This is a genomic window from Gimesia alba (genome assembly GCF_007744675.1).
GTDB lineage: Bacteria > Planctomycetota > Planctomycetia > Planctomycetales > Planctomycetaceae > Gimesia > Gimesia alba.
Window position 1 is genome coordinate 7,148,740 of the sequence record NZ_CP036269.1, and the last position, 14,216, is coordinate 7,162,955.

General features: G+C 47.8%; 16 protein-coding genes. All 16 read right to left on the minus strand.

Features of this window, described 5'->3' with window-relative positions; genetic code table 11:
• The 16 genes from rplN to rpoC all read right to left on the minus strand — a co-directional run bounded on the left by rplN (position 1) and on the right by rpoC (position 14,215).
• Positions 1 to 369 (minus strand): 50S ribosomal protein L14, encoded by a 369-nt coding sequence (gene rplN / locus Pan241w_RS26685; RefSeq protein ID WP_145222073.1) that lies wholly within the window; start codon positions 367 to 369, stop codon positions 1 to 3.
• A 95-nt stretch (positions 370 to 464) separates the two neighbouring features.
• A complete protein-coding gene (gene rpsQ / locus Pan241w_RS26690; RefSeq protein WP_145222076.1) occupies positions 465 to 710 on the minus strand; it encodes a 30S ribosomal protein S17 in 246 nt (81 codons plus the stop codon).
• Between the two features lie 22 nt (positions 711 to 732).
• A complete protein-coding gene (gene rpmC / locus Pan241w_RS26695) occupies positions 733 to 942 on the minus strand; it encodes a 50S ribosomal protein L29 (RefSeq protein ID WP_145222079.1) in 210 nt (69 codons plus the stop codon).
• A gap of 92 nt (positions 943 to 1,034) precedes the next feature.
• Positions 1,035 to 1,454, minus strand: coding sequence for a 50S ribosomal protein L16 (gene rplP, locus Pan241w_RS26700; RefSeq protein ID WP_145222082.1), 420 nt, complete (start codon positions 1,452 to 1,454; stop codon positions 1,035 to 1,037).
• Positions 1,393 to 2,094, minus strand: a complete 702-nt coding sequence (gene rpsC, locus Pan241w_RS26705; RefSeq protein WP_145222085.1) for a 30S ribosomal protein S3 — start codon at positions 2,092 to 2,094, stop codon at positions 1,393 to 1,395. The genes rplP and rpsC overlap by 62 nt, the downstream gene beginning before the upstream one ends.
• 80 nt (positions 2,095 to 2,174) lie before the next feature.
• Entirely contained in the window at positions 2,175 to 2,519 is a 345-nt protein-coding gene (rplV, locus tag Pan241w_RS26710; RefSeq protein WP_145222088.1) for a 50S ribosomal protein L22, read from the minus strand.
• Between the two features lie 80 nt (positions 2,520 to 2,599).
• A complete protein-coding gene (gene rpsS / locus Pan241w_RS26715) occupies positions 2,600 to 2,866 on the minus strand; it encodes a 30S ribosomal protein S19 (RefSeq protein ID WP_145222091.1) in 267 nt (88 codons plus the stop codon).
• A 60-nt stretch (positions 2,867 to 2,926) separates the two neighbouring features.
• On the minus strand, positions 2,927 to 3,784 hold the full coding sequence (gene rplB, locus Pan241w_RS26720) for a 50S ribosomal protein L2 (protein ID WP_145222094.1): 858 nt from the start codon (positions 3,782 to 3,784) through the stop codon (positions 2,927 to 2,929).
• Positions 3,785 to 3,863: 79 nt separating this feature from the next.
• On the minus strand, positions 3,864 to 4,172 hold the full coding sequence (rplW, locus tag Pan241w_RS26725) for a 50S ribosomal protein L23 (protein WP_145222097.1): 309 nt from the start codon (positions 4,170 to 4,172) through the stop codon (positions 3,864 to 3,866).
• Positions 4,173 to 4,225: 53 nt separating this feature from the next.
• Entirely contained in the window at positions 4,226 to 4,855 is a 630-nt protein-coding gene (gene rplD / locus Pan241w_RS26730; protein WP_145222099.1) for a 50S ribosomal protein L4, read from the minus strand.
• A gap of 52 nt (positions 4,856 to 4,907) precedes the next feature.
• Positions 4,908 to 5,597, minus strand: a complete 690-nt coding sequence (rplC, locus tag Pan241w_RS26735) for a 50S ribosomal protein L3 (RefSeq protein ID WP_145222102.1) — start codon at positions 5,595 to 5,597, stop codon at positions 4,908 to 4,910.
• Between the two features lie 160 nt (positions 5,598 to 5,757).
• Positions 5,758 to 6,090, minus strand: coding sequence for a 30S ribosomal protein S10 (rpsJ, locus tag Pan241w_RS26740; RefSeq protein ID WP_145044987.1), 333 nt, complete (start codon positions 6,088 to 6,090; stop codon positions 5,758 to 5,760).
• 274 nt (positions 6,091 to 6,364) lie between these two features.
• Positions 6,365 to 8,464: an elongation factor G gene (gene fusA, locus Pan241w_RS26745; RefSeq protein ID WP_145222105.1), complete on the minus strand. Its 2,100-nt coding sequence runs from the start codon at positions 8,462 to 8,464 to the stop codon at positions 6,365 to 6,367.
• A 215-nt stretch (positions 8,465 to 8,679) separates the two neighbouring features.
• Positions 8,680 to 9,159: a 30S ribosomal protein S7 gene (rpsG, locus tag Pan241w_RS26750; protein ID WP_145222108.1), complete on the minus strand. Its 480-nt coding sequence runs from the start codon at positions 9,157 to 9,159 to the stop codon at positions 8,680 to 8,682.
• Between the two features lie 94 nt (positions 9,160 to 9,253).
• Positions 9,254 to 9,625, minus strand: coding sequence for a 30S ribosomal protein S12 (rpsL, locus tag Pan241w_RS26755; protein ID WP_002649821.1), 372 nt, complete (start codon positions 9,623 to 9,625; stop codon positions 9,254 to 9,256).
• 228 nt (positions 9,626 to 9,853) lie between these two features.
• Positions 9,854 to 14,215, minus strand: a complete 4,362-nt coding sequence (rpoC, locus tag Pan241w_RS26760) for a DNA-directed RNA polymerase subunit beta' (protein WP_145222111.1) — start codon at positions 14,213 to 14,215, stop codon at positions 9,854 to 9,856.
• Position 14,216: the final 1 nt, after the last annotated feature.

Below are 14,216 nucleotides of genomic sequence, written 5' to 3' on the forward strand. Positions count from 1 at the left end.
TCAGACTACCTCGTTTGCCAGGCTAATAATTTTCATATATTTGCGTTCGCGAAGCTCTCGGGCGACGGCGCCAAAAATACGTGTTCCCCGAGGATTACCCTCACCATCCAGTAAAACCATCGCGTTACGGTCAAACTTTACATAGCTTCCATCGTCGCGACGACATGGATACTTGGTTCGAACAATCACGCCACGTAAAACCTGACCTTTTTTAATATTACTACCGGCCAATGTTTTCTGAATACTGACAACAATCACGTCGCCGACTTCTGCAGTCCGACGTCCTGTTCCACCCAGCACTTTAATGCAACGCGCGACTTTAGCACCCGAGTTATCACATACATCCAGATCGGTTTGCATCTGAATCATGGCTTTGCCTGTTCCTTATCAACCCAAAGATGAGGCTAACCTTATCTTTGTACTACATAAAAGTAACCGAATTTGAAGTTCACTTTTGAAAGACTCTAGTCTTTCTTCTTCTCTACAACTCGGATCAAATCCCAACGCTTTGTTTTCGAACGAGGACGACCTTCGATAATTTCGACAGTATCCCCTTCTTCTGCTTCATTTTTCTCATCGTGCACGTGACAGACAGTACGTCCACGAACCGTCTTACCATACATCGGGTGACGATATCGTCTTTGAATTTCTACCCGTAATGTCTTGTCCATCTTGGCACTAGCCACGGTACCGGTCAGTTTTTTTCGCATTTTCTTACCTCAACGAGCCTGATTAAGCATCTTTTTGCTGACTTAATTCACGTTCACGACGAATGGTCTGAACACGTGCAATCTCACGCCTTAACCGCTTAATGCTACTCGGTGCATCGAGACGTTCCGTTGCTGCTTGAAACCGCAACTGAAACAACTCTTTTTGTGTTTCCTGGAGAGCAAATGATAATTGCTCATCATTCATCTCACGTAATTCGCTGGCTTTGGTCATCAGTAAAACCCAATGATGTTTTTCGGACCGGCTGAAACTACTCAAACCAGACCAAAGTGTTTTAAAATTATTACTACCCGTCATCGACCAGACTAAATGGAAGGTCGACGTTCGACTAATCTCACATTAACCGGTAACTTATGTGCCACACGAGCGAAACAACGTTTTGCCGCTTCGTGTGAAACTCCCGACAGCTCAAACAAAACTGTTCCAGGCTTGATCACGGCAACCCAGTGATCCGGCTCCCCTTTCCCTTTACCCATACGGGTTTCCAGAGGACGGGACGTGACCGACTTCTGAGGAAAGATCCGGATATAAAGTTTACCTTCACCTCGAACATATTGTGTCGCTGCAATTCGGCATGCTTCAATGGTTTGTGCTGTTATGTGCCCAGGGTCCAGAGATTGTAAGCCCCATTCACCAAAGGCAACAGTGTTACCACGTGTCGCATTACCTTTTATGCGTCCTCTTTGGCTTTTGCGGTGCTTGACCCGCTTTGGCATTAGAGCCATCGCGATTCTCCTCATCTGAATAATCACCAAGGTCAATCCAAACTTTCACTCCGATGACTCCGAAGGTGGTGTGTGCCTCACGAAATCCGTAGTCAACATGTCGTTGCAAAGTCGAGAGTGGAATCGAACCACGGCTTGCTTTTTCACGCCGTGACATTTCTGCTCCACCCAATCGACCGGAAAGCTCGATTTTAATTCCATGAACGCCCGTTTCCATTACCTGGTCCAGGGCACGTTTAATTGTTCTTCGGAAGCTACCACGCTTTGACAACTGCTGCGCGATATCTTCTGCAACCAATGCTGCACTTTGCAGTGCATTATCAACTTCGATAATTTTCAATTCCATCCGACGACCGGTCAGGTCTTCCAATTCAGCCTTGAGCCGATCCACTTCCTGCCCTTTACGACCAATGATGATCCCGGGGCGAGCTGTGAATAAGTGCACGACTACCTGATCGCGAGTTCTTTCGATCTCGACCTTTGGAATGCCGGCAAACTTATATTTGGTCTGGATGAATTTCCGTACTTTCTGATCCTCAACCAGCAATGCCCCAAAATCTTTCTTGGAGGCATACCAGCGACTTCTCCAGTCTTCTACCACGCCGACTCGAAATCCGGTTGGTCGAACTTTTTGCCCCATGATACAGGTTATCCTTTAAGTATTTCTGGTTGAGTAATGACTAATTTTAACAACAGTGATGTAAAGTAGTTTAATCAGTTCTACGGAAGCTCAGGAGCTTCGATAGCAACATGAATATGTGACATCCGACGACGAATCGTGTAGGCCATCCCTCGTGCACGGGGTTGAATGCGTTTGAACATCGGCCCGCCATCAACGCGTGCTTCTGTGATCTTCAAACCTTCTACGTTCCGAGCACCTTTGTCTTCAGCATTGGCCATCGCACTCTTGATTACCTTTTCGAGGAAACGTGCTCCACGGTTTGGAATGTACTTCAACGAATCCAAGCCTTCAGAAGCTGTCATACCACGAACCAGGTCTGCAAAAGGACGAACCTTAGTTGCTGAAATTCGTGCAAATCGATGCATTGCTCGAACTTGCCCCATGACAATTACTCCACTTCACTATTGCATAATTCTTATCGGTTATCGGCCGTCTCGACCGAAATAACAACAAACACAAACGTTTATTTCTTCTTCATCGTATGGCCGCGGAAGGTACGTGTCAGTGAGAATTCACCCAGCTTATGACCAACCATTTCTTCCGTGACATACACGCTTAGGTGAGCGCGCCCGTTATGCACCAGAAATGTATGACCTACAAATTCCGGAGCAATTGTTGAAGCCCGAGCCCATGTCTTGATCGGTGCTTTTTTACCCGACTCGTTCAACTTCTCAATCTTCTTAAGAAGTTTCACATCAACATAAGGCCCTTTTTTCAGAGAGCGACCCATAAAACTTGTCCTCAATTATCGAAAACAGATACGTATTCTTTTAAATTCAAACTACAATAATCAGAGCTTCAGCTGACCATATCGACGTGATTTACGACGTCGAATGATTGCCTTTGATGAAGCTTTCTTTTTCTTTCGTGTCTTTCCGCCTTTGGCAAGCTTACCGGTTGGGCTACAGGGATGACGGCCGCCTGAGTTTCGACCTTCACCACCACCCATCGGGTGAGCAACCGGGTTCATACAAGTTCCACGAACATGAGGACGACGCCCCATCCAACGTTTACGACCTGCTTTACCCAGCACCACTTTTGTATGTTCTGAGTTACCAATTTCACCAATCGTTGCCCGACAAGAGCTTGGAATACGTCTGACTTCCCCAGAAGGCAGAGTCACCTGAGCCCAATTTTCTTCACGTGCATTCAGTACGGCTGAAGTGCCGGCACTCCGACACAGCTGACCGCCTCGGCCAGGCTGCATTTCAATGTTATGAATCGCCGATCCCAAGGGAATGCTTGCCAGAGGCATGCAGTTACCAACATTAGGTTCAACCTTGTCTCCACTGATCACGGTATCCCCAGCAGCCAAACCTTCCGGAGCCAGGATATATCGTTTTTCACCATCAACATAATGCAACAGCGCAATTCGAGCAGATCGGTTGGGATCGTACTCAATACCATTCACCTTGGCTGGCACACCATCTTTATTACGACGAAAATCAATCAAACGGTACATCCGCTTGTGTCCACCACCACGATGCCGGGCAGTAATCACACCCTGGTTATTCCGTCCGCCTTTTTTCTTATACCGTTTCAACAGGGATTTCTCAGGAGCTTTTTTACGATCTGTAATCGCTGCAAAATCGCTCACCGATGCACCACGCCGACCTGGTGTGACAGGCTTGTAGAATCGGATTCCCATAATTTAGTTCCTCAATACTTTGTTGGTTTCAAAACCGGAGATCAATCTGTTTCGCGTAAGTCTTCACACAAAACAAGGCTTAAAAGAATGAAATTCGATCATCCTCATGCAGCTCGACAATCGCCTTTTTCCATGACTTTGTATAACCAACTTTATATTTATGACGTCGTGGCTTACCCAATCGGTTTTGAGTCCGAACAGAAACCACTCGTACATTCCATAAGTCAGACACAGCTTTTTTAATGTCTGTTTTTGTAGCCGACTTATCAACAACAAACGTATATGTATTATAAGACTCAGATAGATGAGTCCCTTTTTCTGTCACCAATGGCCGGATGACGACCTGATACGGCTCCAGCTGAACGCCTTTTTTTGAACCATCCGACATAACAACTAACCTCAATACTCAGACTGGATGACTAAACTACAAACCTTACCGAACTAACCTTCAGTCCGACCAAGTAACTGATCTAAAGCAGACTTGGTCAGCACCATTTGCCGCTGATGCAAGACATCATAAGCATTCAAGTCACTGGCAGGTGAAACCTGCACTCCTGCAATATTTCGAGCTGATTTCCAAACGATGGGATCGTGTCCACCGGTCGTCAACAGACAAGTCGTATTTGACAAACCTAATGCAGACAATGCGCCTGTAATCTCTTTTGTCTTTGGAACCTGCAACGCTAATTCATCAATCAACGTCACTTGCTCATCTTCAAATTTGCTTAAAATTGCCATCCGGGTCGCCAGCTTGACGGCCTTCTTAGGCAAGCGATAACTCCAATCCTTAGGAGTTTTCGCAAATGTATGACCACCACCACGGCGAACGGGAGTCCGAGCAGCGCCAGCACGGGCACGACCTGTCCCCTTTTGCCGATACAACTTCTTGGTACTTCCGACTACCATGCCACGACTTTTGGTTTTGGAAGAGCCAATCCGCTTATTTGCCTCGTACATCACCACAACGTCGTGCAACAACTGACGATTGACACCACGGGCCAACTCAGTGGACTCAAACTCGTATTTGCCCACTTCTTTGCCAGATTTATCTTGAATTGCAACAGAAATCATTTTGACACCATTTATTAAGGCAGAACTAGATAACTACTTCAAACACCAAAAACTAATACTTATTAGTATGACGAATCACCAAGTCCCCACCATTGGGTCCTGGAACTGCTCCCCGCACCAAGAGAAGACCATTCTCCTCATCAACGCGAACAACTTTCAAATGCCTGACAGTAATCTGCTTGCCGCCATATCGACCACCCATTCGCGTCCCCTTCATAACCCGTGAAGGATCCGCACTCTGACCAATCGAACCACCATGGCGATGCACTCGCTTAACACCATGTGAAGCACGTTGACCAGAAAAGTTATGTCTTTTCATCACACCAGCAAAACCACGTCCTTTGCTGGTACCGATCACATCAATGTGAGATACGTCAGAAAAAACTGATACCGTCAGCTCATTTCCGACTTCACAGCCATGATCTTCGCCGTCGGTACGAAATTCTTTAATAAATCGCTTCGGTTCACAACCAGCTTTATCAACGGTCGCCACACCCGATTCGGTACGCTTCTTCTGCCGCTTACTATCCAGAGCAGCAACATGACCACGTTCACTTCGGGCTGACAACCGGCGAGGCTTGTCACCAAAACCTACCTGAACCGCTTCGTACCCGTCTGTGTCTACCGTACGAACCTGCAGAACATGGCAAGGACCAGCCTGAATCACGGTGACGGGAACCATCACCCCATCATCATAAACTTGTGTCATCCCGACCTTTTTACCCAGTAGACCGACAGGCATACTCATCACCCTTAATACAACGGGAACAAAGCTCCTACGAAACCTGCCCGCCAGGACAGATAGAAGCATAGCACCACCAGCTAACGCTGGATCCCTAACCAATCAAGCAGAACCGGAAATACACCAGAACTGCGAGCATCATAACGAAAACCTACAAAGACTAGTTTCCGCCAGCGGACGCCTTAATTTTAATATCAACCCCAGCAGGCAAAGACAATTTATTCAAAGCATCAATCGTCTTACCGGTTGGAGACAAAATATCAACCAAACGCTTATGAGTCCGAATTTCAAATTGCTCACGAGACTTTTTATCAATATGAGGTCCCTTCAGAACCGTATATCGCTCAACTCTCGTCGGCAATGGAATGGGGCCATGCACAATCGCACCGGTTCGTTTCGCCGTATCAACAATATCTGCTGCCGACTGGTCCAACACGGAGTGATCATAAGCTTCCATGCGAATTCGAATTCGCTCTTGACTCGCAACGGCCACCAATAAATTCCTTCGCTAAAATTAGACTCTTACCCTATTTAGACACTTTCCCCCAAACAGGGAAGCGAGCAATAGTAATGACACCTTCTCCGCTTGTCAACAACCCGAACAAAGCTTAAAACGCTTTTTTCGAAATTCTGACAGTCTCACAAGAAAAGCACACCACTTACTGTTCATTTGAAAACCTGCATCCAGATTCCCAATTTCGCAGAGGAGACAAGTTACACTCTCCCCCACTGGATACCAAGCGTAGAACCCTATGATTTTTAAAAAATTATCCAATCATCTCTTTTAACACGTTCGCAGGAGCCGCCGCATACTTTAAGGGCTCCATCGAGAACGAGGCGCGTCCCTGAGACAGACTCCGAATCTGGGTAGAATAGCCAAACAATTGGGATAAAGGCGCCTCTACCTCCATCACACATAAATCACTGCGCCATTCCGTATTCAACACAGCAGCATTCCGGGAACTAAGATCCGCCTGAATGTTCCCACGAAATTCATCGGGCGTCACCACTTCCATTTTCATGATCGGTTCCAGCAATTGAATCTTTGCGTCATTAATACATCCATGCAACGCCTCTGAGACCGCGGCTTCCACAGCCACCTCATTCGTTTCCCCCTCATGAACCCGGGCATCCAGGACAACAAACTGCACATTCATCAGCGGAAAACCTACCTGGCCGCCGCCCTCAACCCCCATTTTCAATGTTTCCATCATCACTTTATGCAACTCAGGATCCAACTCGCCCGGCTTCAGGCTGCTGAGAATTGAAACGGGTACATCCCCCTCAAAAGGCTCCAACCGCAGCTTCACCTTGAAGTAAAGATCTCCCCCTGAAGAAGGGCGATTGAATTCGACTTCTTTTTCCGTCACCGCAGTTACCGTTTCACGATAACTGACTCGCGGCTTATGAACCCGCACACTCAAGTTGAATTCTTTTTGCATTCGATTACGAAGAACTTCAAGATGCAACTCCCCCATCCCGGAGACAATCGTCTGCCCGGTCTCTTCATTTGTAACTGCCTTAAAAGTGGGGTCCTGCCTGGACAATTTTTTTAATGTCTCCTCCAGCTTCTTTCGATCCGCACTGGACTCAGGCTCCACCGCCATCGAAATCACCGTTTCAGGAAACGTAATACTTTCAAGCAGGATCGGATGCTTAATATCACACAACGTATCCCCCGTAACGGCTTCTTTCGGTCCAATCACGCCGGCAATGTCACCCGCATCAATACAGTCGGTCTCCACCTTCTCCCGTGCATCTGCATGCACACGCCACAACTGACTGATCAACTCCTTTTTGCCGGTGCGTGCATTCAGCAAACGACTTCCACTTTTCAGCTGCCCTGAATAAACGCGAATAAAACACAAATCGCCATGCTTGTCGGCCTGAATCTTGAAGACCAGCCCACACATCGGCTCATCCACAGATGGCGCCCGCGACGTTGGCTCACCCGCTTCTGCATTGCGTTTTTTGGGCTGAGGATTAATCCCCTCCACAGGCGGACGATCCAAAGGACTGGGCAAAAACTCTCCAACGGCATCCAGCACGGGCTGCACACCAATATAATTTAAAGAAGAGCCACAGAACGTCGGTTGCAGAGTCCCATTGAGCGTCGCCTCTCTCAAAAGGCGCAACAGGTCTTCCTCGGGAATATCCTCGGTTTCATAATATTGCTCGAGCACTTTTTCATCCAGCTCTGCCACCGCTTCCAACATTTTGCTGCGCCATTCCTGAGCCTGCTCAAGATATTCGTCTGCAATCTCCCCGACCTCAAATTTCGCCCCCATTGACTCCGAGTCATAATACAGGGATTTCATTTTGATCAGATCAATCACCCCTTCAAACGATACACCAGTTGAAGTTGAGCCTTCACCGATGGGGATCTGCAATGCTACGGGATTGGCTCGCAGCCGCTTCTTAATCTCCTGAAATGTACGATCAAAGCTGGCACCAATACGATCCATCTTATTAATAAAGCAGATGCGCGGCACATTATATTTATCCGCCTGCCGCCACACTGTTTCGCTTTGGGCTTCCACACCCTCCATTGCGCTGAATACAACAACGGCACCATCCAGAACCCGCAGACTGCGCTCCACCTCAGCTGTAAAATCCACGTGCCCGGGCGTATCGATAATATTGATCGAATACCCTTTCCAATGACAGGTAATCGCAGCTGAATAAATCGTGATTCCACGCTTCGCTTCTTCCGCATCAAAGTCGGTCGCAGTCGTACCTTCATCGACTCCACCGGGCCGATGCACCACACCTGCGTAATACAAGATTCTCTCGGTCGTTGTCGTCTTACCGGCATCAATGTGAGCAATGATGCCGATGTTTCTGATTTTCTCTATTGAAGCTGACATCTTTCCCTACAATCCCATCTGCAAAATCATCAACGTAACGGCACTCAGACAAACAGACATTTCTGACTAAAACCAAGCACAAACAGTGCCACACCTTATCGCCGTAGACTATATCGTTTACAAATCAGTCTGAATCTACAATATCAAAAAAAAAGACGCACGAAGTAATAGCCCAAAAGCCATACCAGTGCGTCTAGATGGTCGTAATAACTGCCTTAGCGAGAGAAGGCGAAATGTGCAAACGCCTTGTTCGCTTCAGCCATTCGATGAATGTTCTCGCGAGTTGTCATTGCGGTACCTTCCCGCTTATGAGCAGACAAAATCTCATCAGCCAGGCGAACCTCCATGGGACGCCCTTTTTTCCCGCGAATGGCAGCCAGAATCCAGCGAATTGCCAGAGTTTGCTGACGCTTAGGGCTCACGGGAGTCGGAACCTGATAGGTTGCTCCACCCACTCGCTTTGACCGCACTTCAACACTGGGCTTTACATTTTCGACAGCCTGCGTAAAGACTTCGATCGGTTCCACATCGGGAACACGCTCTTTGATACGTTCCAAGGCATCATAAAAAACGTTTTGTGCAACGCTTTTTTTGCCATCATGCATCAAGCAGTTAACAAACTTCGAAGCCAACAGTGAATTAAACCGAGGATCCGGCTTTAGCTGTGTCGCACTGGCAGTAAACTTCTTGCCCATTCCAACATTTCCTCTGACTTTAATCTCAATGCTCTCAAAGAACACTGACAGATGTAATCAAATATTTGACTAATGAATAAAATTAAATGAACGATTATTTGGGGCGTTTCGTACCATAACGGCTGCGTGCCTGACGACGATCATTCACACCAAGCGTATCGAGCACACCACGGATCACTTTATAGCGAACACCAGGCAAGTCGCGAACACGACCACCACGCACGAGCACAATCGAGTGCTCCTGCAGGTTATGGCCTTCACCGGGGATATAAGCAGTCAACTCTTTTCCGTTCGAAAGACGAACACGAGCCACTTTACGCAGAGCGGAGTTTGGCTTCTTCGGAGTCACTGTCTTAACCTGTAAACAGACCCCACGCTTCTGAGGACAACCTTCCAACAGAGGAGTTTTACTCTTGGAAATCTGCTTTTTTCTTGGCTTACGAATCAATTGATTAATCGTTGGCATCGAGACAACCCATCTTCGTTCAAATCATGAACTTACAATAAACACTTTTATTCAAACGCAGCCAAAAATACATATGGCCACCTGTTTCGCACTCTTTTCACGCCCCTCAGCAGTGAGAGGAACGAGACAATGTATCCAGCCTGATCTGATCCGTCAAGTCTCACAACAAGTCCATTTCAGGAACCAGGTCAAGAGATTTCAACCAGAAACCAGGCCGGATCATTCTATTTACTCATCAAAGGGATTAGGGCTTGGCGGAGCGTTTTCCATTGAGGGATCCGCGCCCCCCTGTCCATATTCCTCGGTTTCCTGACCGCCGCCCAATGGAACGGGTTTATCAGGCTGAACTTCATTCAACAGGCTCATCCGTGCTGCCAGAATACGTTCTTTTTCAGCCTTCAGCTCTTCCAAAGCCTCTGGACGAATACGAACTTCTGCAGTCTGGTGCTGATAGAACCCGGTTCCCGCTGGAACCAGGTGACCGAGGATCACATTTTCTTTCAGCCCCACCAGATAATCGACACGACCGGCAAGTGCCGCTTCGGTCAACACCTTTGTAGTTTCCTGGAAACTGGCTGCTGAGATGAAACTTTCACTCTGCACTGAGGCTTTGGTAATCCCCAACAGCTGAGAGCTGGCAGATGCCGGCTTAGGCTTGGTAAAGCTGGCAGGAGCCTGACCTGCCAGTTCCACCTGGGCATTTACTTCTTCAATTGTTGCTAGTGGCACCAGGTCGTCTGGCTGGAAGTCCGTATCACCGGAATCAACCACTTTTACGCAGGCAATCGTCTCTTCATTGATCCTTTGGAAAGTCAACTTATCGAGGACAATTCCTGGTAGCAGGTTTGTATCACCCACATCTTCGACCATTACTTTACTCAACATGCGAGAAATTATGATTTCAAGATGCTTATCGTCGATTGTCACACGCTGAGCACGATACACGCTCTGAATTTCGTGCAGCAGATATTGTTGAACTGCTTCTGTACCACTGACACGTAAAATATCGTGCGGTACCAGAGGACCACGCACCAGAGCGTCACCGGCTTTGACCAGATCACCAGCGTGAACCAGAAGGTGCTTACCATGCGGAATCACATGTTCGACTTCGGTTCCATCTTCCCCGCGAACGATAACGATTCGTTTTCCACGTTTCTTTTCAGGAACGAATTCGACTTCGCCATCGATCTCGGCTAGAACGGAAGGATCTTTCGGTCGTCTTGCTTCGAACAACTCAGTCACACGAGGCAAACCACCGGTAATATCCTGGGTACCCGCAGATTCCCGAGGGTTCTTGGCGACAACTGTCCCTGCAGTGATCTGCTGGCCTTCTTCTACTTCGATACTTGCCTTTTCAGGAAGATAATAGAAGTCCAGAATCTTGCCTGTACCATCTTCGATGATAATTTGTGGATGCAACTCCCCCTTATGCTCAATAATCGAACGGCGGATGTGGCCACTGGGGTCTTTGTCGGTGCGAATGGTCTTCCCTTCCACACACTCTTCAAATCGTACACGACCACCCACTTCTGCAAGGATGGAGATCGAGTGAGGGTCCCACTGACAGATCACTTGACCTTCTGCCAACTCATCTCCCTCATTCACCATCAGAGTTGCACCGTTGGGAATCGTATAACGTTCCAGTTCACGACCTTTAGGATCGTTGATCACAACTTCACCGTTTCGCGTCAATACAACGCTCAAACCTTCATTGTTCACAACAGACCTGATCCGTGCAAATGTTGCTTTACCAGCACGGCGGGTCTTAATTTCATGCTCTTCCACTTCGTGGGAAGCAGTCCCCCCAATGTGGAACGTACGCATCGTCAACTGAGTACCAGGCTCACCCACACTTTGTGCGGCGATAATCCCAACTGCCAACCCTTCTTCGACAAGCGAACCGGTTGAGAGGTCCATCCCGTAACACAGGCGGCAGATCCCGAGTGAAGATTCACAAGTCATGGGGCTGCGGACCTGAATCTTTTCCAGCCCCATCGCTTCAATGCGACGTGCAATTTCTACGGTGATCAGTTCGTTTTCGCGAACGATGACTTCGTCGGTAATCGGATCGACAATGTTGGTTCGGCTGACACGACCACGAATCGCATCAGTCAAACTCATTTCCACTTTTTCACCACGATAAACAACGCCGCGTGTCATACCCTGAGCAGTACCACAGTCATGCTCTGTTACAACGACGTTCTGACAGATATCTGCCAGTTTACGTGTCAGGTAACCACTGTCTGCGGTTTTCAGAGCTGTATCGGCCAATCCTTTACGGGCACCGTGTGTCGAACTGAAATACTCCAGTACGGTCAATCCTTCACGGAAATTTGCCTTAATCGGAGTTTCAATAATTTCTCCACTCGGCTTGGCCATCAGCCCACGCATACCACCAAGCTGACGCATCTGTTCGATACCACCACGAGCACCGGAGTTCGACATCAGATAAATCGGATTCACATACTTACCTTCGTCACGGTAGTCGTTTTCCAACTCATGCATCATGGAGGTCGTAATCAACTCGCGAGCTTTCGTCCACGTGTCAAGCACTTCGTTATAACGTTCTTCAGATGTAATCAAACCACGTTCATAAAGCTTGGACTTCTGCAGAACTGTTTTCTCCGAATCACCAATCACCTTGGCTTTATTGGGAGCCGTTTTCAAATCGCTGGTTGCGAAAGAAAGACCACTGGCCGTAGATTCACGAAATCCGGTTTCCTTCATCTTGTCGAGGAGGTTAATCGTTTCACGACGACCGAGCTCCAGATAACAGTCAGAAATCACGTTTGAAAGATCGCGACCTTTCATCGTCAGGTTATAGAAGGCCATCTTCTTAGGCAGAATATCATTGAAAATGACACGTCCTACCGTCGTTTCAACTAAGCCTCCCATCTTGAAATCATCAGCGCCGTCACCTTTTATCCGTTTATCGGAAGGCATTCGCACTTTGATGATGGCATGACGGTCCAGCTTGCGTTGCTGGAATGCGGCATGAACTTCGTTCACACCGGAGAAAATCATGCCTTCACCCATCCGCTCCGTCTTCTTCAAGGTCAAATAATAGCAACCCATCACGATATCCTGAGAAGGACGAATAATCGGTGCACCATCGGACGGACTGAAAATGTTATTCGTAGCCAGCATCAAAGTTGTTGCTTCCACCTGCGCTTCGATTGATAGCGGCAAATGAACCGCCATCTGGTCACCATCGAAGTCGGCGTTAAATCCACCACACACCAGTGGATGGACGCGGATCGCGTTTCCTTCCACAAGAATCGGCTCAAATGCCTGAATCCCCATACGGTGCAACGTCGGAGCGCGGTTCAGAAGCACGGGATGATTCTGAATCACTTCGTCGAGAATATCCCATACGTCCTCATCTTTACGCTCCAACATGCGCTTCGCTGATTTGATCGTATCAGCGTGCCCGCTGTCCTTCAGACGACGAATAATAAAAGGCTGAAACAGCTCGAGTGCAATTTTCTTGGGCAGACCACACTGATGCAGATTCAGTTCCGGACCAACCACGATCACACTTCGTGCAGAATAATCGACACGTTTCCCGAGCAGGTTTTCACGGAAACGTCCTTGCTTCCCTTTAATCATATCAGTCAATGATTTCAGAGGCCGGTTAGAAGAACCCAGCACAGGACGCTTACAACGATTGTTATCGAACAAAGCGTCTACCGACTGCTGTAACATGCGCTTTTCGTTACGCACAATCACTTCGGGAGCGTTCAAATCAACCAGTTTTTTCAAACGGTTATTACGATTGATAATTCTACGATAAAGATCGTTCAAATCGCTGGTTGCGAAGTTACCGGAATCCAGCAGAACCAGCGGACGCAAGTCGGGTGGAATTACCGGAATCACTTCCAACACCATCCACTCAGGACGGTTATCACTGTCACGCAATGACTCTACGATTTTCAAACGTTTGATGTAGTCTTTGCGTTTCTGCTGGCTGGCGGTTTCAAATAACTCTTTGCGAAGTCGTTCCGAAATCTCAACAAGATTCAGGCTCATCAGAAGCTTTTTAATGGCTTCGGCCCCCATCTCAATCTCGAACGAACCGGGGCCATACTTGGCCTGATTCTGACGTGCTTCCTCTTCAGTCATCGTCTGGCACATTTCCAGCGGCGTATCGCCGGGATCGGTCACGACGTAGTCCTGGAAATAAACCACCTTTTCCAGAGCAGTGGTCTTCATATTCAACAACGCCCCCAGACGGCTGGGCATCGATTTGAAGAACCAGATATGCACAATTGGTGCTGCCAACTCAATGTGCCCCATACGCTTTCTACGAACACGACTATGTGTCACTTTGACGCCACAACGGTCGCAGATCATGCCTTTATACTTCATACCCCGGTATTTACCACAGGCACATTCCCAGTCCTTTTCAGGACCGAAAATTCGTTCGCAGAATAATCCATCACGTTCGGGACGATAGGTTCGATAATTAATCGTTTCCGGTTTCTTCACTTCGCCGAATGACCAACTCCGAATATCGTGTGGACTGGCCAATCCAATTTTTACGGAACCGTAATCGTTAATTCGCTCGTAAGCTGTTTGTGCAACACTCACT